Below are 20833 nucleotides of genomic sequence, written 5' to 3'. Positions count from 1 at the left end.
CGTGGCGCCAATTCCGAGGAGGACGGCATGAAGATCGAAGTCGTGGTGGACGTGAAGACCACACTGGGCGAAGGACCGCTGTGGGACGTCGAACAGGAACGACTCTACTGGATCGACAGCTTCGACGGGCGCGTGTTTCGGGCGACCGCCGACGGACGCGAGATCCGGTCATGGGACGTGCCGATGAAGATCGGCTCAATGGCGCTACGCAAGGACGGTAGCGGCGCCGTGGTGTCGCTGCAGCGCGGTTTCCATCTGCTCGATTTCGCCTCCGGCGATGTGACGCTGATCCACGATCCCGAGCCGGACAGGCCAATGAACCGGCTCAACGACGGCAAGGTCGACCGGCGCGGCCGCTTCTTCGCCGGCTCGATGGACACGATGGAAGAGGGGCCGTCCGGCGGTCTCTACAGGCTGGATCCGGATTTCTCCGTCACCCGGATCGATTCCGGCATCATCTGTTCCAACGGTCCATGCTGGAGCCCCGACGACCGCACCTTCTATTTCGCCGACACCTGGACCGGCGAGATATGGGCCTACGACTACGACATCGCCACCGGTGCCGCCACCAACAGGCGTACCTTCGTGCGCGTCGACACCAGCCGGGGCGGTGCGGCGGACGGCTCGACCGTCGATGCCGAGGGCTATCTGTGGAATGCGCTGGTCTATGACGGAAGACTGGTGCGCTATGCGCCCGATGGCAGCATCGATCGCATCATCGACATGCCGGTCAAGAAGATCACCAGCGTCATGTTCGGCGGACCGAAGCTAGATATCCTTTACGTCACCTCGATGGCCAAGCCGCCGTTGCCGCGTTTTCCCGGCGACGGCGTTTTGCGCGGCAGCCTGTTCGCCATCACGGGCCTTGGCGTCAAAGGCGTTGCGGAGCCCCGCTTCGGCAGCTGACGCCAGACAAGCGAAGCGCCCGTAGCATACGCGGATCAGGCCTTCGCGCAGGCATCCCAATGAGCGGTCAACGGATCATTGGCCAAACAGGTCCGGGCGAGCCACGTTGAGCCGTTGCACCGTGCGCAGCACTTCGCGCAGATGCGCCGCCATACGCGCGCCTGCCTGCTTTGCCTCGCCGGTCTCCACGGCCTCGAAGATCGCCACATGCTGAGCGAGCAGCGTTTCGAGGTGACCCGGCTCGGGCAGGCTCAGATAGCGCACACGGTCCATCTGCAGCTTGACCACTTGGATCACCCGCCAGCTCTTGGGCAGGCCGGCCTCTTCGCAAAGGCTACGATGGAAGCCCTCGTCGAGCTCAAGAAACAGCTCGCGGTCGCCCTCGGCCACTGCCCTGGCCTGCTGGGCAAGATTCACCCTGCCTGCCGCGATGAAGGCGCTCGAACCGTGTCCGGCCAGCTTCTGCACGACGGAGACCTCGAGTGCCTCGCGAATGAACTGCGCTTCCTCGACGTCACTTAGCCGGATCGGCGCGACGAAGCTGCCGCGTTGCGGCAGGATGTCGATCAGCCCTTCATCGGCAAGCCGGATCAGCGCCTCGCGCACGGGTGTCCGGCTGACACCGAGCTGCTGGGCTAGGTCCTGTTCGCTGAGCGCTTCCGACGGCAACATCGCCAGCGTCGTGATGGCGCGGCGCAGGCGCTCGTAGATCTGCGGTGAGATCGGCATGCGATTGTTGACCGGCTCCAGCACCCGCGAGGGTTCGCGCTGACCGGCGGTTTTCAGCCTGGCAGCACTGCCTGAAAATCTGGTCGCCCCCGAAAGCTTGGTCCCCATGACGAATCCGTTGCTGTGAATGGCGCTGCACTGCTCCGGTCATGACACCGCGCACGTCCCAACTCAAGCGGCAAGCAGGATTGAAGCTGTGTTGACATACTACCATGGTAGTGTGTATGACGCCAGCAGGCTAGGGGAGAGGAGCCGGCATGAAGATCACGGACATCAAGGCGACCACCATCACCGTTCCGCTGGAAGCAGCATTGCGGCACAGCAACGGTACGCATTGGGGACGCTTTGTCCGCACCGTGGTCGAGGTCGAGACCGACGAAGGCATTGTTGGGCTCGGCGAGATGGGCGGTGGTGGCGCCGGCGCCGAACTCGCTTTCGCCGGCCTGAAATCCTACCTGGTCGGCCATGACCCTTTCGATCTCAACCGGATGCGCTACGCCATCTGCAATCCGACGGCGTCGCTCTACAACAACCGCACGCAGCTGCACGCAGCGCTGGAATTCGCCTGTCTCGACATCATCGGCAAGAAGCTCGGCGTGCCGGTCTACCAATTGCTTGGCGGGCGCGTGCGCGACCGGATCGGCTTCGCCTCCTATCTGTTCTTCCGTTATGCCGACCGCCGCAGCGGCAAGGGCGAAGTCCGCACCATCGATCAATTGCTCGAGCATGCCCGCGCGCTCAAGGCCGAACATGGTTTTCACGCCCACAAGCTCAAGGCCGGCGTGTTTCACCCCGACTATGAGTTGGAATGTTTCAGGGCGCTCGCCGCCGAATTTCCTGCCGATACGCTGCGCTACGATCCGAACGCAGCCCTGTCAGTCGAAGAGGCGCTGCGTTTCGGCCAAGCCATCTCCGATCTCAGGAACGACTATTTCGAGGACCCGACCTGGGGCCTGGCCGGCATGCGCCGCTTGCGCGAGAAGCTCTCCATCCCGCTGGCCACCAACACCATCGTCATCGATTTCGAACAGCTCGCCACCAATGTGCGCGACCCTGCGGTTGACGTGATCCTGCTCGACACCACCTTCTGGGGCGGCATCCGCGCCTGCGTGCGCGCGGCGCAGATCTGCGACACGTTCGGTCTCGGTATTGCGGTGCATTCCTCTGGCGAACTCGGCATCCAGCTCGCCACCATGCTGCATCTTGGCGCAGTGCTGCCCAACCTCGTCTTCACCGCCGACGCGCATTATCACCACCTTGCCGACGACATCATCGTCGGCGGCAAGATGCTCTACGAGAATGGTGCGATCGCGGTGCCGGAGGCACCGGGCCTCGGCGTCGAACTCGATCGTGACAAACTCGCCACCTATGCCGAACTCTATCGCTCGCTGGGCGGCTATGCCTACGACCGCGATCCCGGCCGTCCGGGCTGGTATCCGCTGCTGCCCAACACTAATTTCGCCGACCATTTGAACGATGCCGTGCCTGATCTCGGGCTGGGCTGACATTTTCCGTTCGAAAGGATCGTCGGGAGGACGCTATGACTTTCAACCGGAGGAGAACAACAATGAGCAAGACCACAGCCTTATTCATTGCAGCCATGCTCGGCTGCACCAGCTTTGCAGCGCTGGACGCGCGCGCCTATGAAGGCGTCGCCAAGGGCGACACTTCGGCCAAGAAGATCGCCTTCAGCAATTCCTACGCCGGCAATTCCTTCCGCCAGGTGATGATCAAGAGCTTCGAGGAAATGGGCGCCAAGGCCGTGGCCGACAAGCAGATCGCCGCAACAGCCGTCGTCAGCTCGAACAATTCGGTGACCGAACAGGCGAGCCAGATCGAGAACCTGATCCTGCAGGGCTACGATGCGATCATCGTCCTTGCCGGCTCCGACACCGCACTCAATGGCGCCATCAAGGATGCCTGCAATGCCGGTATCACGGTCGTCGCCTTCGCCAGCGGCGTCACCGAGCCTTGCGCCTATGTCGTCGACTACAACCTCGATTCCTATGCCAAGGCCGAACTGGATTTCATCTCCAGCAAGCTCGGCGACAAGCCGGCCAACATCCTCGAGATCCGCGGTATGGCCGGCGACGGTTTCGACAAGCGCCTGCATGAGGGCGTCGAGAAGGCGATGAAGGCGCACGCCAGCTACAAGGCTGTCGGCGAGGTCTATGGTCAGTGGACGGCCACCGTGGCACAAAAGGAAGTGTCGGGCATCCTGCCGTCGTTGCCTCAGGTCGATGCGGTGCTGACGCAGGGCGGCGACGGCTATGGCGCGGCGCAGGCATTCAAGGCCGCCAGCCGGCCGCTGCCGATCATCATCATGGGCAACCGCCAGGACGAATTGGCGCTGTGGAAGCAGGAGCATGATGCCGGCGGCTACGAAACCTTCTCGCTGGGCGCCACGCCCAGCGTCTCGCAGGTCGCGTTCTGGGTCGCGCAGCAGATCCTGGCCGGCAAGCAGGTGCCGAAATTCGTCGAGGTGCCGCTCCTGCAGATCAATCAGCCTGACCTCGACGCCTGGCTGAAGACGGTTCCCGCAGGCGGCGTGGTCAATGCCGAATACCCGCAGGAGCTGGTGGCCAAGATCATCGACGCCAACGTGAAGAAGGAGCCTCTGCCGGGCGTTCCCGCGCCGAAATGAGCAGCATGGCCGAATGATGAACGATCCCACGTCGCCCAAAAGGGACGCAGCAGAGACGGTCAATGCCGACGGCCTCCTCATCGAGGTGCGCGATGTCCGCAAGCACTATGATGCCGTGCATGCCCTGGGCGGCGTGGATTTTCATCTCAAACCCGGCGAGGTCGTTGGCCTTGTCGGTCACAACGGCGCCGGCAAGTCGACGCTGATGAACGTGCTGGCCGGCACCATCGAGCGCAGCAGCGGCAGCTTTCGCCTCGGCGGACGTGAGATCGGTGCCTGGAGTGCGGCCAGTGCCCAGCAGGCCGGTCTGCGCTGTATCTTCCAGGAACTGTCGCTCTGCGCCAATTTGACGTCGGCGGAAAACACCCGCATCGTGCACAGGTCCTTGCGTGGGTTGGGCTGGCGGCGGCGCGCGCGCCAGGTGATTGGTCCGGTGCTGGACGAGATCTTCCCTGGCCACGGCATCGATCTCGACAGGAAGGTCGCCGACCTGCCGATCGGCGAGCGACAGATGGTCGAGATCGCCCGCGCCTTCACGCAGACCAGCATCAAATTGCGCGCCGTCATTCTCGATGAGCCGACCTCGGCGCTCGGCCATGAGGCGACGGAACAACTGCTCGCCCACATTCGTCGTGCCGCAGGGCGTGGCATCGCCTGCATCCTGATCACCCATCGCCTCAACGAGATCCTCGCCGTCTGCGACCGCACCGTCGTCATGGTCGACGGCAAGGTCGTCGCCGAGCGGCCCACCGCCGGCCTGTCACGCGCCGCGCTGGTCGAGTTGATGGGAAGCATCGAACGGCCGCGTGAGCGCACGGCCGGCAAGGTGGCCTCGGTGCAAGCTCCGGTTATCCGGCATGCGGGTCGCGACACCACAGATCTGACCATCGACGTCGGCAAGGGTGAGGTCATCGGCTTCGCCGGGCTCGACGGCCACGGCCAGCGCGAGCGGCTGCGCGCGATGTTTTATGCCTCGCGCCGGCAACGCGAGGCCTTGCCGGGTGCCTATGTCGCCGGCGACCGCGGCTCGGAAGGCGTGTTTTCGCTGTGGTCTATCGCCGACAATCTGACCATCCGCAGCCTGAATGCACTGACGCGGGGCGGCATGATTTCAGGCGCCGCCGCCCGCAAGCTGGCCGAGACCTGGTCGAACAGGCTCAACGTCAAGGCGCCTTCGATCGACACGCCGATCCTGTCGCTGTCCGGCGGCAACCAGCAGAAGGTGCTGTTCGCCCGCGCGCTGTCGTCGGACGCCGAGGTGATCTTCCTCGACGATCCGATGCGCGGCGTCGATGTCGGCACCAAGCAGGAGGTCTACCGGCTGATCCGCGCGGAAGCCGAGAACGGACGCGCCTTCGTCTGGTACACAACCGAACTCGAAGAGCTGACCAATTGCGAGCGCATCTATGTCTTCCGCGAGGGCCGCGCCGTGACCAGGTTGGAAGGCGAGGCCATCGAGACCGGCCGTATCCTGCAGGCGTCGTTCGGAGGCGACCATGTCTGACGCGCCTGCCCGAGTTCCGGCCCGTTCTCCTTCCAATCCGCGCTCGGCCTTGCTCAATGCGATGCAGGTCGGCCTGCCGGCAATCGCGCTGCTGGTCATGCTGGCCATCATCTTCAGCATCCGCCCGGCGGCGATGAGCTATTTCGGCTTCCATCTGCTGTTCAAGCTCTCGGTGCCGCTGGTCTTTGCCGCACTGGCGCAGATGATGGTGATCATGCTGGGCGACATCGACCTGTCGAACGGCGCCTTTGTCGGGCTGATCACCTGCATCACGGCGCTCTATCTCGGGGATGCGCCGGCAATTGCGGCGCTGTGCTACCTGGTCCTGATCGCCGCCTATGCCGGCTTCGGCCTGCTTATTCATGCACGGCAATTGCCCTCGATCATCGTGACGCTGGGCATGTCCTTCATCTGGCTCGGCATCGCCGTCATCCTACTGCCGGCACCGGGTGGCTCGGCACCCGCATGGCTTGCCGCCTTCATGAGCTGGCAGCCGCCTTTGATGCCGCTGTCGATCTGGCTGGCGGCACTGGCGGCGCTTGCCGGCCATCTCGTCATCTCACGCTCCTCCTATGGCGTGGTGTTGCGCGGCGCAGGCGGCAATCCGCGCGCCGTCCAGCGCGCCGGCTGGTCCGTTGTCGGCATCCGCGTCGCTGTCTATGCCGCCGCCGGCCTGCTCGCCTGTCTGGCCGGGCTGACGCTGACCGGCCTCACCACATCGGGCGACGCCAATGTCGCGCCGGCCTATACGCTGCTCGGCGTCGGCGCGGTGATCCTCGGCGGTGGCGCTTTCACCGGTGGCGTCGTCTCGCCGGTCGGCACGGTGGTCGGCGCTCTGACGCTGTCGCTCGCGGGCTCGCTTTTGTCTTTCCTGCAGGTGCCGCCGACATGGCAGATCGGTGCCCAGGGCGTTATCCTGTTTCTCGTGCTGGCCGGGCGCGTGCTTTTGTCGGAGCGGGCGCGATGACCCGAAGATTGAGCCTCGCGCCGTGGACCTACGGCTTCATCGTGGCGCTCGCAATGTGGGTGGTGACATCAGCCTATTCCGGTATCGACAGCGCCGGCGCCACGCTCTCGGGGGCGCTCGCCTTCGGTGCCTTCAGCGTTGTGGTGGGAACCGGGCAGATGTTCGTCGTCGCCTCCGGGCCGGGCAATATCGACCTGTCCGTGCCATCCGTGCTGACGCTGGCCGCCTATGTATCGATAACGGTCATGCAAGGGTCCGACGGCATGCTGCTGCCTGGCCTGCTTGCAGCACTTGCCGTCGGCGCCGTCGCGGGTGCCGCTAACTTCCTTGCCATCGTCGCGCTCAGGCTGCCGCCGATCATCGCAACGCTCGCCTGGAGCTTCGTCTTCCAGTCGCTTGCCTTTAATCTCGGCGGCCAGGCGACACTGAAGCCGCCGGCCGGCCTTTCCCGGTTTACCTTGATGAACCTTGGCGGCGTCCAATTCATGCCGATCGCGGTGATGGTGCTGACGCTGGTCGCCATGGTCGTCCTCAAACGCACGGTCTGGGGCCGGCAATTGCTGGCCACCGGCCAGAGCGAACCGGCGGCGCGGCTCGCCGGCATCAACGTCGCCCGGGTGCGGTTGATTGCCTATATGCTGTGCGGCACGGCGGCAGCGCTCGCCGGCTTCCTGCTTGCCGGCTTCAGCGGCGGGGCAGCACTCAACATGGGTGACGCCTATCTGATGGAATCGATCGCCGTGGTGGTGCTTGGCGGCACCAGCGTCGCCGGTGGACAGGCCAACGCGGTAGGCATATGGGGGGCTGCGCTGTTCTTCAACCTGATGTCCACCATGCTCAACACCTTTGGCATCCAGGCAGGCGTGCGCTTCCTTTTGACCGGCGTGCTGATCATCCTGATCGTCGCTCTCGTGCCGAGGCCTCGCGTCAGATGACACCCGCCACCGATACGCTCGCCGGGCTGTTCGAAACAAAGGCAGTTTCCTTCGTCGACCTGACGCATCCGATGAAGCCCGGCATGCCGGTGTGGCCGACGCACCCGCATTACTGCCAGGAGATGGTGGAATCCTATGACCGCGGCGACGTCGCCTGCAACCATGCGTTGGCTATGAGCGAGCACACCGGCACGCATTTCGACGCGCCGGTCCATTTCATCCGCGGCGGTGCTGCCATCTCGGACATTCCGGTCGAGCGTTTCTTCGGCCGCATGGTGACGATCGATGCGCGGGACTGCGCGCCCCGGCAGGCGGTCGAGCCGGATTCTATCTTCGCTTTCGAGGCCGAACAGGGCTGCGTACGGCAGGGCGACGCCGTGTTCTTCCGTTTCGGCTGGGACCGGTTCTGGGACGATCCGGCCGCGTTTCTCGCCGACTGGCCCGGCCTGTCGCGGCAAGCAAGCGAATTGCTGGTCGAGCGCGGTGCGCGCATCGTCGGTTCGGACTGCCTGTCGATCGATTGTTTCGGCAGCGAGGATTTCCCGGCGCACAATACGTTGCTTTCAGCCGGCATCCTGATCGGCGAGAATTTCGCACGGCTTGGTGACTTGCCGCCTCGGTGCTTCCTGATCAGCTTGCCGCTGGCGATCGAAGGCGGCACCGGATCACCGCTGCGCGCCATCGCGCTGGTCGAGGGCTAAACCGGCTCAAGAGAAATCCAGCTGGACCTTGAGCGTGCGCTGAGGTTCCTTCTCGATCAGGTCGAAGGCGGCGCGCGCCTCCGTCGCCGCGAAGACCTGTGTGATCATGCCTTGCGGATCGAGCCGCTTGTCGGCCAGCCATTCGACGACGCGCGGCAACAGCCGGCGGTTCAGGCGCGAGCCGACGATGGTCAGTTCCTTGCGCACCACTTCCTGCTGGCTGAGGTTGGATGGGGCGTCCGAAAAGCCGAGCAGGCCGATGCGGCCCGCCGGGCTGGCCAGCCGGCAAGCCTCGTCAAGAAGTGCGGGAATGCCGGCGCCGTCAATGACCAGCGTCGGGCCAAGACCGTCATTTTCACCGCGCACCGCGGCCGGCACGGGATCGCGCACGGAGTGAATCACCCTGTCGGCGCCGAAGCGGAGCGCTCGCTCCAGGCGGGCTTCGTCGATATCGGCAACGATGCAGCGTGCGCCCTTGAGCTTGGCGACCTGCAGGACAGTGACGCCGACCGTGCCGGCGCCATAGATCAGCGCCGTGTCCTCGGGTCCGCAACCGGTACGATCAAGCACATTGGCGGCGATGGAAAACGGCTCGGCCAGTGCCGCCAGCCCAAACGGCATATCCCTTGGAACCGGTATGACATTTGCCGCCGGCACCGCCACGAAGGCGCGAAAACCGCCGTCGCGGTGAACGCCCATCACTTCGAGGTTGGCGCAGACATTGGAGCGGCCGACCCGGCAGGGATAGCAGTGGCCGCACGACACCACGGGATCGACCACCACGCGGTCTCCCACCGCTATGCCGGTCACATTGCGTCCGAGCGCTGTTACGGTGCCGGCGAATTCATGGCCGATGATGCGCGGATAGACGGCGAACGGATTGGAGCCGTGCAATATGTGAATGTCGGAGCCGCAGATGCCGGCACGGCTGACATGAACGACGACTTCGCCAGTGCCGGGCTCTGGCATGGCGCCCTGCCGGACTTCCAGCGACTGCGGTGCGCGAACGAGAACTTCAAGCATGGCCTCACCACTTGTATACTAGTCGACAAGTGGCTCAATCTCGCTGTGCCGTCAAGACGCAAGCGCTCATGGCGGCGGTAAGACGGCCTCTTACCTGACACGTTCCTTCACGAAATCGGGACGGGCGTCCGCTGAAACGCAAATGTGCCTGGCGACGGCAGTTCGGACTCCTAATGCGCTGTCCTGCCGATCTCCTCTCGAAGGGGTCGGCAGTCAAAATTTTTTGACTTCCATCAAAGAGGAAATGACTACCGCTTGCCTGCTTGTCGGACCATAAGACAGGCCGTGTGATCGGGCCTCGGCTGGCTTGCCGCACGGAAGGCGACCTTGCCTTTGAACGCGGACGCGCCACCTGGAATAGAGCAGCCGCTTGCATGACGGAATTGGCAATAGAATTGGAACAGCCTCAATTTGCCACCGAGCGCGACCCGAGGCTGAGATTGATCATCCCAATCATCGTCGCCATCGCCTTTCTGATGGAGCAGCTCGATTCCACCATCATCACCACCGCGATCCCCGCCATCGCACGCAGTCTCGACACGACGCCCGTCAGGCTGAACCTGGCGATCACCACCTACATTCTGACGCTGGCCGTATTCATTCCCGTCAGCGGCTGGTTCGCCGACAGGTTCGGTGCGCGAAAAGTGTTCGCGCTGGCGCTTTTCACCTTCACCCTCGGCTCGGCGCTGTGCGGCATGGCCAACAGTTTCGGCATGCTGCTGGCGATGCGCGCCCTGCAGGGGCTGGGCGGCGCCATGATGACGCCGGTCGGGCGGCTGATCCTGCTGCGCAGCTTCCCACGCAGCGGGCTGATCACCGCCATGACCTACACGACCTTGCCCGCCATCATGGGGCCTGTGATCGGGCCGCTGCTCGGCGGCCTGTTGACCACTTATGCCTCATGGCGCTGGATATTCTATGTCAACGTGCCATTCGGTTGCCTCGGCATTCTGGCGGCGCTGCGCTTCGTCGACGATTTCCGCGAGGAAGCGGTGCAACGCTTCGACTTTGCCGGGTTCCTGATGGTCGGATGCGGAGTCGCGCTGCTGCAGTTCGGACTGGAAAGCATCGGTAGGCCAATCATCTCCGTTTCGGCGACAGCGTTGGTGTTGGCCGCGGCGATCCTGCTGCTGCTCGCCTTCGGGCGCTATGCGCGCCGCGTCGTTGCACCGGCAGTCGATCTGACACTGTTTCGATTTCGCTCGTTCTGGGTCGGTACGCTCGCAGGCGGCCTGTGCCGCGTTGGCCTCAATGGCGTGCCTTTCCTGTTGCCGCTGATGCTGCAGGTCGGCTTTGGCATGAGCCCGGTCACCTCGGGCTCGCTGACATTCGTCGGCAGCTTCGGCGCCTTGCTCATTCGGCCGCTGCTGTCGCCGCTGTTGCGGCGCTTCGGTTTCAATGTCGTGCTGATCGGCAGCGCGGTGGTTGGTTCCGCCGCTGTCGGGGGCTTCGCCTTGATCGAAGCCGATACGCCGCACTGGATGATCGGCCTTTACGCCTTTGTCTTCGGGGTCATCCGGTCGGCGCAGTTCATGACCTCCAACACGCTTTCCTACGCCGACCTGCCGGCCGACAAGCTCAGCCGCGCCACCAGTCTCGGCGGCGTCCTGCAGCAACTCAGCGTTTCCCTGGGCGTTTCGATCGCCGCCATGGTGCTGGGCCTTGTCGCAGGAGAAACCCACATCGTGACAGCGGAACGCTTCCACCAGGTGTTCCTGCTGACCGCGGTCATCCCGTTGCTGTCCGTCCCCGGCTTCCTGTACCTGCGTGCCGAGGACGGCGTGCAGGTCAGCGGTCATGTTCGATCGGGTAATTCTCGCAAATGATGCCAGATGCATTCTGCGTTCAAAAAGGATTGCCTCGCCGGATCGGTCGATTATCATGAACGGCGATACCGTATGGCTGAGGGCAGCCCCACAGCGCTCTTGGCGGCGGATAGTGGGAAATGATCGCGCTGGCGAAACGGGAAAACGCGATGGTGTGGGTTAAGAAGCCTTCGGCTGACGAGAAGCTGGCCATGGCTGCCACTTGCGAGCGTTTCATCGCCGAGGTTCTGAAGCCTCGGTTCATCCACGGCCAGCCGAATCGGCTCGACCATCCGCTAGACATTTTCGGCAAGTGGCGAGGAAGCAAATACGGTTTCTCAGCGCGCTACCGTTCGGATGACGGTGAAGAATTCAACGCTCCCTTCGCCCGGCTCGATCATGTGGAGGAGCATCTCGCCGAGACCCGGTTCGACCTCATGTGGCACAGGCACACCGGAGCATGTGGGCGGCTGCATGCGACCGTTACGTTGGACGAAGCCCTGCGTCTCATCTCGGCTGACTCGAGGCTCCAGCCGCCACTATGAACCGCAAGAACAGCCGACCCCGTTTCGATGTCGATGCCCTGCGCGATCTTGTCGGCACCAAGGTGTACTCGCGCGGCGAGGCCTACTGGCGTGACGGGCTGGTGCAACTGCTGACCGTTGGGCCCAAGCGCGTGCTGGCGCAGGTTGCCGGCACGGAGGACTACCGTGTTGAACTGACGGGGCGTGGCGAGTCGGTCGACGGTTCGTGTTCCTGCCGCGCCTTCGGCGACTGGGGCTATTGCAAGCATTTGGTGGCGACGGCGCTGGCGGCAAACGCGATGGGCAGCGACACGGAAGCGCAAAGCATCGATGTGTTCACGCGTATACGCGAACATCTGGAAGGCAAGAACAAGGCGGCGCTTGTCGATATGATCATGGATGTCGTCGAGCGCGATCCTATCCTGTTGCGTAGGCTGGAAATGGCCACGCTGACTACGCAAGACGGCGACGAGGCGGCCATCGAGGCGCGTCTCGGCAAGATGATCGACGGCGCAACCGCCACGAATGGCTTCATAGATTACCGCGAGGCGCCCGACTGGGCCCAAGGTGTGGACGAGGCGCTCGATGTGATCGCCTCGGTCTCGAGCAAGCATGCGGGCATCGTTATACGGCTCGCTATGCGAGCCATCGATCGGATCGAGGCTGCCATCGAGGTCGTGGACGATTCCGATGGCCATTGCGCCCCACTTCTCGACCGGGCATGCGAAATTCACTGCAACGCTGTCTCGGAGGCGCCTTGCGAACCCTTGTCCCTGGCGCGTGACCTGTTCGCGCGCGAGATGAATGGTGGCTACGACACCTTCGGTGGCGCGGCTGAGCGCTATGGCGATATCCTCGGCGAGGAAGGATTGGCCGAATACCGTCGCCTGGCCAACGAAGCCTGGAATGAACTGCCCGCAACCGCCGGCAAGAATCGGATAGGTCACGGACTGTCCGGCGACCATTTCAGGCTGCAGGAAATCCTCGACTTCTTTGCTGACCGCGATGGCGACCTCGAGGCACGCATCGCCCTTCGCGCCAAGCATCTGTCCTCACAGCAAGCCTATCTGCAAGTCGCCAAATTCTGCCTCTCGCACGGTCGCGCCGAAGAGGCTTTGCGCAGGGCCGAGGACGGCCTGTGGGTGTTCGAGGATGATCGACCCGACGAGCGGCTCATTTCCTTTGTAGTCGACCTGCTGACCACGGCCGGTCGCGATGCGGACGCCGAAGCGCATCTGTGGCGCGCATTCGAGAAGGCACCGAGCTTCGGACTGTATCAACGGCTGTGCAAGACGGGCACGGCGACGCGCGATCGAGTAATCGAGCGCCTCCAGTCCAGGCTAGCGCGCGAGAAGCCGTCCGCCTGGCATTATCCGGCCGATCTGCTCATCAGCATCTTGATTGAGGAGAAGCAGTTTGATCTGGCGTGGGCGAACACGCGCGCACATGGCGCTTCCGAAGGACTGAAGGAAAAGCTCGCGCAGGTCAGTGAAGCCACGCATCCGCGCGAGGCACTGAAGATCTATGCGGAACGCGTAAACCAACTGGCCCAGTTTGGCGGTAACGGCGCCTATGCAGAAGCGTCAACCCTGATCGGCCGTATGGCCGGCCTGCGCGGCGCGTCCGAACATGCCGCGTATCTGGCGGATGTGAAAGACCGCTTCGGCCGCAAGCGCAATTTCATGAAACTGTTGGCCTGACATGCGGCGCGCGGCGATTGACGAGCAAAATCGCTACATGCTGGAACGCCAGCAGCAGTTCCGCGCGGCGGCGGATGTCGTCACCGATGCTTGGACGCGTTTTCGAGAGGTGGGGGCGGTGGCCGTTATCGGCTCTGTCGCGAAGCCGCTTTGGAAAGAGGTGCCGCGCTTCAGCGAATTCCGGCGCGCTCGGATCGAGGTCTGGCATGAATGTAGCGATCTCGACCTGGCGCTTTGGCTTGACTCGCAGGCTCGTCTAGGCGAACTGCGTCGCGCCGCCGCTCTTGCCCTGCGTGAGGCGTTTGAGAAGGGAACAGGGATCAGCGTTGCCGATCACCAGCTAGACGTTTTTCTGATCGAACCCGGCAGCGACAGATAGCTGGGCCGGCTCTGCAAGTTCAGTCAGTGTCCGAAGGGAAAGCTCGACTGCCTGGTTCCCGGGTGTGGCGAGATCGCCTTCAACAAGTGCGTTGCCGACTTCACGCCGCATGCTGATCTGCTCGCCCCAGCTCAAGGCGCGATGCTCTACAAGCGTGGTGTCGGGCGGATGCGCTCCGCGCTTGACCTGCCGCAGACTGGCTGAAAGCCCGCAGGGCTGGGCGAGCCGCGCCTTCAGTGCTTCAGACGATCGTCTCATATGCGCGAATCGGGACGTTGCCTTGCGGAGGCGGGTGGCGTCTTGCGGAGGAAGTCTGCTTGGCGCGGGCAGTGTGTATACGGGCATACCTATATCCGCATGGGTTTTTCAATTAGGCTCGATGCTGTGTGAAAACGGGGAGCATCGATTGCGAGGATTTGCGGAAAGCGTGATGCAGGGGCCGCGGACCGTGGCCGAACAGGTCGCCAATGTCCTGCGCGAAGCGATTGCCAGTGGAACCATCAGGGCGGGCACGCCGCTGCGCCAGGATGAATTGGCCGAGCAGTTTGGCTTCAGCCGCATGCCAATTCGTGACGCCCTTCGCCAATTGGAAGCCGAAGGTATTGTTTCCATTCATCCCACAAAAGGCGCGCAGGTCGCCCGGATGGACGGCGCCGAGATCAGTGAAATCTACGCGCTACGCGAGCTGCTCGAAAGCGAGGCGCTCCGGCTTTCGGTACCCAGCCTCTCCGGCGCGAAGTTCGACGAGGCCGAACAGGTGCTCGACCAGATCGACGCGGAGCGCAATGTCGGCCGATGGGGTGCGCTGAACCGTGCCTTTCATCTGGCTCTCTACGATGCCTGTGGCAACCATCGATTGCTCGGCCTGATCGAGGCGCACCACAATGCCGCCGATCGCTACGTCCGCATCCTGCTGTCGAACCTGGACTATCGCAGCCGCTCGCAGACGGAGCATCGCGAGCTGCTGGCCGCCTGCCGGCGGCGCGACGGCGACAGGGCCATAAGCATTCTGAGGCAGCATCTTCGCGAAGGAAGCGAGACGCTGGTCCGCGCGATCAGGGAAGATGGCCTGTCGCGAGAATCCTGACGGCGTGGCTCATGGGCATGCGATGGGCTTCAGCCCTGCGCCGGCCTGCGTTCGACGATGTAGATGTGGTCGGCCGCCAGCACCACTTCGCCGCGCTGGTTGATCACCTCGCAGCGTTCGATCACCCGTCCCGCCCCCGGCCTCTTCGGGTCGTCTTCCCTGGCCGTAATTGTCGTGCGCGTCCGGATCGTGTCGCCGATGAACACCGGCTTGATGAAGCGCAGCCGGTCATAGCCATAGGAAAAGGCAACAGGATTGATGACGGTTGCCGTCAGCCCGATGCCGACCGAGAACACCAGCGTGCCGTGCGCGATGCGCTGGCCGAATGGCGTCGTCTTCATGAACTCGGCGTCCATGTGGTGCGGGAAGAAATCGCCGGTGTGGCCGGCATGGACGATGAAGTCGGTCTCGGTGATGGTGCGGCCGCTGGTCAGGCGCGACGCGCCAATCTCATAGTCTTCGAAATACTGAATCCGTTCCATCAGGGTCTTTCCGCAATCGGCGTCGCCGGTGCCGCACTCGACTGATACGCCGCCTCGACCAGCGCCATCGTGCTCCACGCGTCCTCGACCGGGCTGATCAGCGTAGCATCTTCTCCGGTGGCAAAACGCTGGACATTGGCCATGCGGCCGACGAAGGCGTCGGGAAACCACTCGCCGGCCAAGGGCACTGCGATCCAGTCCGTCCCGCCTTTCGGATAGATTTCCAGCACATCCGGCTCACCTGTGGGATAATCGAGGTTGAGACCCAACTTGAGATAGGCTGCTCCCTCGGTGCCGCAGATGCGGAACTCGCAGGCTTGGTGCCGGCGGCCGAACTTGTGGTCGTGGTTGATCGACAGCGCGCAGCGCATGGTGTTGCCATAGTCGAGAATGGCGCTGGTGCGCGTCTGCGCCACGGCATGATTGGGATGGCCGAGCGTCTTAGCGTGCACGCCCTTGGGGTCGCCGAGCAATTGCCTGATCAGGTCGAGATAGTGGATCGAATGCATGGCGATCTCGACGCGCGGCGCCTTGAGCAGGAATTCCCAAAGCTGCCACGGTGTCGCCAGCGCCAGCCAGGCATCGAAGTCGACGATCTCGCCGAGCCAGCCCTTGCCGACGGCATCTTTGAGCGCCAGCATCATCGGCGCGAAGCGCAATTGGAAGTTCACCGCTGCGTGCAGCTTCCGGGCGCGGCAGATCTCGAGGATCGCGGTCGCCTCGGCAAGATTGCTGCCCATCGGCTTCTGGATCAGCGCCACCGCGCCATCAGGCAAGGACTTCAGCACATCGGCATGACGCGACGGCGGGGTGGCAAGGTCGAAGATCGCGCCCTCGACGGCAGCAGCTTCTTCGACCGACCCAAAGGCCGTCACGCCCCATTGGCTGGCCAGCTTTTCGGCCCTGGTATGATCAGGATCATAAAGCCCGGCAACCGGAAAGCCGGCCTTCCGGTAGGCCGGGAAATGCGCGTCGCCGACGATCGATCCGGCGCCGAAGGTGACGATCTGCCGGGGCTTGGAGGGTTTTGGCCAGGATTGAACGAGCAAGGCAGGGTCGAAACCGCCTTCAGTCATGATGGAAGACCTCATCCATCTCGGCCCACCACTCGCCCTCTTTGCGCGTCGCCAGCGGCTCCTGGCACGGCATGCAGACCGCCCACCATTCCTGCGTCTTCGGATCGGCCGCCATCTTCGCCATGTCGGCCTCGTAGTCGCTGCCGTGGTATTCGAAGGTGCTGAACAGCACGTTCTCCGGCCGCTTCAGGTAGATCGAGTAGTTCTTGATGTTGCAGGCGGAGATCATGGCCAGCACGTCGGGCCAGACGGCGGCATGGAGGCGGACATACTCCTCGACCTTTTCCGGCTTCAGCCCCAGAACCATTCCCATCCGCTGCATATCATTCTCCTATTTCGTGATCGCCGTGGTGAATTCGGCGATGCTCATGGCCTTGACCGCGTCCCAGTCCCAATCGATGCCGATGCCGGGTTCGTCGGGCGCCAGCGCCTGGCCATCCTCGATGCGGAGGCGCTTGCCGGTCAACTGGTCGAGTTGCGGAATGTACTCGACATATCGGCCGTTCTGAACAGCGCAGGTCAGGCTGACATGCAGCTCCATCAGGAAATGCGGGCAGACCGGAATGTCGAAGGCCTCCGCCGCGTGCGCGATCTTGAGCCAGGGCGTGATGCCGCCGATGCGGCCGACATCGACCTGCACGATCGAGCAGGCGCCTTTCTGCATGTACTCGCGAAAATGGCGAATGGAGTAGAGCGACTCGCCGATGGCAATCGGCGTCGGCGTCGAGTTCGACAACCGCACATGCCCGTCAATGTCGTCGGCCGGCAGTGGCTCCTCGATCCAGGCGAGGTCGAGGTCGCGTAATCTTGCCGCGCGCCGGATCGCCTCGTCGACCGAAAAGCCCTGATTGGCGTCGGTCATGATCTCGTAGCCGTCGCCGACCGCCTTGCGCACCGCCGACAGGCGCGCCAGATCTTCCGAGCCGTGCGGCCTGCCGATCTTCACCTTCGAGCCGCGAAAGCCCTTGGCCTTGGCGGCCAGCGCATCGTCGACCAGCGCCTGCGTCTCGATGTGCAGCCAGCCGCCTTCGGTCGTGTACAGCGGGCAGCGGTCCTTGGCGCCGCCGGCCAGCTTCCACAAAGGCAGGTTCTGCTTCTTTGCCCGTAGGTCCCACAGTGCTGTATCGATGGCCGCGATGGCGATGGCGGTGATGGCGCCGATGGTCGTGGCATGCGTGGCGAATTCGAGATCGTGCCAGATTGCCTCGATCATGTCGGGGTCGCGGCCGATCAGGCGCGGCACCAGATGGTCGGACAAAAGCCGCATCACCGACGAGCCGCCGGTGCCGATCGTGTAGCTGTAGCCGGTGCCGACCGCACCGTCGGAATCGGTGATGGTGACGATAGGCGTTTCCTGGCTGACGAAGCTCTGGATGGCGTCGGTGCGCTTGACCTTGGGCACAAGGTCCACCATCCGAAGGTCGACTTTCTCAATTTTGGCCATGCCGATCAGCTCCGCAATGTCTTTCCGGTCTCGGTGGCAAACAGGTGCGCCTGCGACATGTCGAGGCTCATGGCGACCCGCTCGCCCGGCCGCAGTGGCCTCGGGTTCAGCATGCGCGACACCCAGTCCGTACCGTTGAATTCGACGAACACCAGTGTCTCGTTGCCGAGCGGTTCGGTGACCGTGATCGGCAGTTCGATCTGGTGGACATCGGCCGCACCACCGGAGCTGATGCCATGGCCGGTCGGATAGATGTCGTCCGGCCGCAGCCCGAACACGACCTTGTCGCCGGTGGCGACGTTGGTCTTGAACTGGGCGGGCAGCGGCAGCTTTTCGCCGCTGGCGAAAACCATCTGGCCATCATCGATCGTGGCTTCATGCAGGTTCATCGGCGGCGAGCCGATGAAGCCTGCGACGAAGCGCGTCGCCGGCTGCCGGAACACCTCGTCGGGCGTGCCGACTTGTTCGATATGGCCGTCGCGCATGATGACGATGCGGTCGGCAAGCGTCATCGCCTCGACCTGATCATGGGTGACGTAGATCACCGTCGATTGCACCTTGGCATGAAGCTTCTTGATCTCGGTGCGCATCTGCGTGCGTAATTTGGCGTCGAGATTGGAAAGCGGCTCGTCGAACAGGAAGACGTCAGGATCGCGCACGATGGCGCGGCCCATGGCGACGCGCTGGCGCTGACCGCCGGAGAGTTGCGAGGGGCGTCGGTCCAGCAGTGTGTCGAGGCCAAGAATGGCCGAGGCCTCGGCGACACGGCGGTCCATGTCTTCCTTGGCGGCACCGGCGATCTTCAGCGAGAAGCCGAGATTCTCGCGCACCGTCATGTGCGGATAGAGCGCATAGGACTGGAACACCATCGAGATGTTGCGCGAGCGCGGCGGCAGGTCGTTGACGACGCGCCCGCCGATCTCGATCGAGCCGGCACTGATCTCTTCCAGCCCGGCGATCATGCGCAGCGTCGTCGACTTGCCGCAGCCGGACGGGCCGACCAGCGCGATGAATTCGCGGTCGGCGATGTCGAGATCGATGCCGTGCACGATCCCGATGTTGCCGTAGCGCTTGGTCAGCTTGGTGAGGGTAACGGTTGCCATGGTATCAGCCTTTCACCGCGCCGGAGGTCAGGCCGCCGACAAGGTGTTTCTGGACGACGTAGGTGAGGGTGAGCGCCGGAATGATCATCACCACGGCCAGCGCGCACATGCCACGCCAATCGATGGTGAACTCGGCCGTGTAATCGAGCAGGCCGACCGGCAGCGTCTTGGCGCTCACCGAGCGGGTCAGCTGCGAGGCCAGCGCGAACTCGTTCCAGCAGGTCAGGAAGGCGAAGATGGCGGCCGAAGCGATGCCCGGTCCGGCAAGCGGGAACTCGACCTGCCAGAACGCCTGCCAGCGCGTGCAGCCATCGATCTGCGCCGCCTCCGCGAGGTCCTTGGGCACCTGGCGGAAGAAGCCGTCGATCAGCCAGATGGTGAACGGCACGTTGAGCGCGACATAGGCAAGGATCAGCCCGAAATGCGTGTCGATGATGCCAAGCCGCACATAGAGGAAGAACAGCGGTAGCGAGAGCGCAATGCCCGGCACGGTGCGCGTCAGCATCAGGCTGAGGAAGACGCTGGATTTGCCGCGGAAGCGGTAGCGCGCGAAGGCATAGCCGCCGGCCATGCCGATGGCCACCGCAATGACTGTCGAGGTCACCGAGATGATCAGCGAGTTGCGGAAATATTCGATGACAGGGATGCCGCCCTTGCCGATGCCTGAGAACATGGCGACATAAGCGTCGAACGAGATCTCCTGAGGGATCCACACCGGTGGCTTGGCCATGATCTCGACCGCCGGCCGCAGCGACGAGATGACGATCCACAGGCCCGGCAGGCAGATGGTCAGCATCGCCAGGAACAGGCCGATGCGATAGACGACGCCCAGCAGCCGGCGCTTCAGGCGGGCGGAAGAATTCTCGTCCATCACCACTCCGCACCGATCTGCGTGCGCGCCGCGGCGAGCTTGTTGAAGAAGTAGACAGTGAAGGCGATCGACAGCAGGATCGAGAAATAGGCCATGGCGTTGGCCATGCCCATGCGCCCGTCGCTGTAGGCGGTGCGGGCCACCAGGGTCCATAGCAGTTCGGTGCGGCCCGCCGGTCCGCCATCGGTCATGATCTTGACGATGTCATAGGCGCGCGCGACGTCGAGCGAGCGAATGGTCATGGCGATGTACGCGAAAGGCATGACGAACGGCCACGTCACATAGCGGAATGTCTGCCACGGCGTGCAGCCGTCGACCCGCGCCGCCTCGATCGGCTCCTTGGGCATGGCGAGCAGGCCGGCGAGGATCAGGATGGCGAAGATCGCCGTCGACGACCAGATCTCGGCGATCGAGATGGCGATGAAGGCGAGATGGCCCTCGATCAGCCACGGTATGGCGTCTTGCGTGATGCCGAGCGACTGCAGCGCATTGTTCACCAGGCCGATATTGTCGTTGAACATAAACTTGAACTGAAAGCCGACCAGGATCGGCGAAAACATCATCGGAAACATCATCAGCGTGCGCAGGATGCGCTGGCCGCGTGTCGCTTTCTCGACCAGCATGGCAAGCCCAAGGCCAAGCAGCATTTCGAGATTGAGCGCGATGGTCAGCAGCAGCACCGTGCGACCGAACGCCCACCAGAAATCAGTGTTGGACAGGATCGAAAGATAGTTCCGGATGCCGATGAAGACGTAGAACGTTTCGGGCCGCGTCAGGCGGAACGGCGTGAAGCTGGAGTAAAGGGACAACAGCAACGGCACAACGACAACCGCCGCCAGCACGATCATGGCCGGAAGCAGCAGCAGGAATGGCGCGGATGGCTTGAAGCCCTTCATCAGAATCCTTGAGGTGTTTGCATTTGGACGGCCGTGAGTGGGCCCGGGGGCGATGGG

The 20833-nt window shown here is 63.5% G+C and carries 20 protein-coding genes and 1 pseudogene; 12 read left to right on the top strand and 9 right to left on the bottom strand.

Translation table 11 applies throughout. The features are described from left to right. Positions 1 to 27 precede the first annotated feature (27 nt). The gene (locus tag NKH97_RS02800) at positions 28 to 906 is read left to right on the top strand and encodes an SMP-30/gluconolactonase/LRE family protein (protein ID WP_023808885.1); all 879 of its coding nucleotides are present in this window, start codon (positions 28 to 30) and stop codon (positions 904 to 906) included. Between the two features lie 75 nt (positions 907 to 981). Here the strand turns inward: NKH97_RS02800 and NKH97_RS02795 are convergent, their stop codons facing one another. Continuing rightward, on the bottom strand, positions 982 to 1743 hold the full coding sequence (locus NKH97_RS02795; protein ID WP_352795285.1) for a GntR family transcriptional regulator: 762 nt from the start codon (positions 1741 to 1743) through the stop codon (positions 982 to 984). A 149-nt stretch (positions 1744 to 1892) separates the two neighbouring features. Between NKH97_RS02795 and NKH97_RS02790 the strand changes: the two genes are divergently transcribed. The 6 genes from NKH97_RS02790 (at position 1893) to NKH97_RS02765 (ending at position 8386) form a co-directional block, all read left to right on the top strand. Further along, positions 1893 to 3140, top strand: a complete 1248-nt coding sequence (locus NKH97_RS02790) for an enolase C-terminal domain-like protein (RefSeq protein WP_023808883.1) — start codon at positions 1893 to 1895, stop codon at positions 3138 to 3140. A gap of 62 nt (positions 3141 to 3202) precedes the next feature. Beyond that, positions 3203 to 4279: an ABC transporter substrate-binding protein gene (locus NKH97_RS02785; RefSeq protein WP_023808882.1), complete on the top strand. Its 1077-nt coding sequence runs from the start codon at positions 3203 to 3205 to the stop codon at positions 4277 to 4279. Between the two features lie 13 nt (positions 4280 to 4292). Further along, positions 4293 to 5783: a sugar ABC transporter ATP-binding protein gene (locus NKH97_RS02780; RefSeq protein WP_023808881.1), complete on the top strand. Its 1491-nt coding sequence runs from the start codon at positions 4293 to 4295 to the stop codon at positions 5781 to 5783. 61 nt (positions 5784 to 5844) lie between these two features. After that, positions 5845 to 6750 (top strand): ABC transporter permease, encoded by a 906-nt coding sequence (locus tag NKH97_RS02775; protein WP_352440117.1) that lies wholly within the window; start codon positions 5845 to 5847, stop codon positions 6748 to 6750. After that, on the top strand, positions 6747 to 7685 hold the full coding sequence (locus NKH97_RS02770) for an ABC transporter permease (protein WP_023808879.1): 939 nt from the start codon (positions 6747 to 6749) through the stop codon (positions 7683 to 7685). The genes NKH97_RS02775 and NKH97_RS02770 overlap by 4 nt, the downstream gene beginning before the upstream one ends. Beyond that, positions 7682 to 8386 carry a cyclase family protein gene (locus tag NKH97_RS02765; protein ID WP_023808878.1) on the top strand — a complete coding sequence of 235 codons (705 nt, stop codon included), beginning with the start codon at positions 7682 to 7684 and terminating at the stop codon, positions 8384 to 8386. The genes NKH97_RS02770 and NKH97_RS02765 overlap by 4 nt, the downstream gene beginning before the upstream one ends. Positions 8387 to 8392: 6 nt before the next feature. On the opposite strand, the gene NKH97_RS02760 is transcribed toward NKH97_RS02765, so the two are convergent. Continuing rightward, positions 8393 to 9409: a Zn-dependent oxidoreductase gene (locus tag NKH97_RS02760; protein WP_128302346.1), complete on the bottom strand. Its 1017-nt coding sequence runs from the start codon at positions 9407 to 9409 to the stop codon at positions 8393 to 8395. 395 nt (positions 9410 to 9804) lie between these two features. On the opposite strand from NKH97_RS02760, the gene NKH97_RS02755 reads away from it, so the two are divergent. The 5 genes and pseudogenes from NKH97_RS02755 to NKH97_RS02735 all read left to right on the top strand — a co-directional run bounded on the left by NKH97_RS02755 (position 9805) and on the right by NKH97_RS02735 (position 14904). After that, a complete protein-coding gene (locus tag NKH97_RS02755) occupies positions 9805 to 11235 on the top strand; it encodes a DHA2 family efflux MFS transporter permease subunit (protein WP_245486006.1) in 1431 nt (476 codons plus the stop codon). 119 nt (positions 11236 to 11354) lie between these two features. Further along, positions 11355 to 11759, top strand: coding sequence for a DUF3024 domain-containing protein (locus tag NKH97_RS02750; protein ID WP_245273055.1), 405 nt, complete (start codon positions 11355 to 11357; stop codon positions 11757 to 11759). After that, entirely contained in the window at positions 11756 to 13438 is a 1683-nt protein-coding gene (locus tag NKH97_RS02745) for an SWIM zinc finger family protein (protein ID WP_023808874.1), read from the top strand. The genes NKH97_RS02750 and NKH97_RS02745 overlap by 4 nt, the downstream gene beginning before the upstream one ends. Before the next feature lies 1 nt (position 13439). Continuing rightward, a pseudogene (locus tag NKH97_RS02740) lies at positions 13440 to 14021 on the top strand (hypothetical protein). A 244-nt stretch (positions 14022 to 14265) separates the two neighbouring features. After that, positions 14266 to 14904: a GntR family transcriptional regulator gene (locus tag NKH97_RS02735; protein WP_502895155.1), complete on the top strand. Its 639-nt coding sequence runs from the start codon at positions 14266 to 14268 to the stop codon at positions 14902 to 14904. A gap of 29 nt (positions 14905 to 14933) precedes the next feature. On the opposite strand, the gene NKH97_RS02730 is transcribed toward NKH97_RS02735, so the two are convergent. Genes NKH97_RS02730 through NKH97_RS02700 form a run of 7 tightly spaced genes read right to left on the bottom strand, consistent with a single transcriptional unit; the run spans position 14934 to position 20776 of the window. Continuing rightward, entirely contained in the window at positions 14934 to 15386 is a 453-nt protein-coding gene (locus tag NKH97_RS02730) for a MaoC/PaaZ C-terminal domain-containing protein (protein ID WP_128302349.1), read from the bottom strand. Further along, positions 15386 to 16462, bottom strand: coding sequence for a Gfo/Idh/MocA family protein (locus tag NKH97_RS02725; protein WP_023808870.1), 1077 nt, complete (start codon positions 16460 to 16462; stop codon positions 15386 to 15388). The genes NKH97_RS02730 and NKH97_RS02725 overlap by 1 nt, the downstream gene beginning before the upstream one ends. Continuing rightward, a complete protein-coding gene (locus NKH97_RS02720; protein ID WP_023808869.1) occupies positions 16455 to 16784 on the bottom strand; it encodes an L-rhamnose mutarotase in 330 nt (109 codons plus the stop codon). The genes NKH97_RS02725 and NKH97_RS02720 overlap by 8 nt, the downstream gene beginning before the upstream one ends. A 9-nt stretch (positions 16785 to 16793) precedes the next feature. Beyond that, a complete protein-coding gene (locus NKH97_RS02715) occupies positions 16794 to 17906 on the bottom strand; it encodes a mandelate racemase/muconate lactonizing enzyme family protein (protein ID WP_023808868.1) in 1113 nt (370 codons plus the stop codon). Positions 17907 to 17911: 5 nt separating this feature from the next. Continuing rightward, complete coding sequence (locus tag NKH97_RS02710) at positions 17912 to 19009, bottom strand: ABC transporter ATP-binding protein (RefSeq protein WP_023808867.1); 1098 nt, start codon at positions 19007 to 19009, stop codon at positions 17912 to 17914. Positions 19010 to 19013: 4 nt separating this feature from the next. Further along, on the bottom strand, positions 19014 to 19880 hold the full coding sequence (locus tag NKH97_RS02705) for a carbohydrate ABC transporter permease (protein WP_023808866.1): 867 nt from the start codon (positions 19878 to 19880) through the stop codon (positions 19014 to 19016). Further along, on the bottom strand, positions 19880 to 20776 hold the full coding sequence (locus NKH97_RS02700) for a carbohydrate ABC transporter permease (RefSeq protein ID WP_023808865.1): 897 nt from the start codon (positions 20774 to 20776) through the stop codon (positions 19880 to 19882). The genes NKH97_RS02705 and NKH97_RS02700 overlap by 1 nt, the downstream gene beginning before the upstream one ends. Positions 20777 to 20833: the final 57 nt, after the last annotated feature.

It is taken from the genome of Mesorhizobium sp. M0870, assembly GCF_040319775.1.
Classification (GTDB): Bacteria; Pseudomonadota; Alphaproteobacteria; order Rhizobiales; family Rhizobiaceae; genus Mesorhizobium.
Note: the sequence above shows the minus strand (reverse complement) of the source record. Positions and strands in the feature narration are given on the sequence as shown.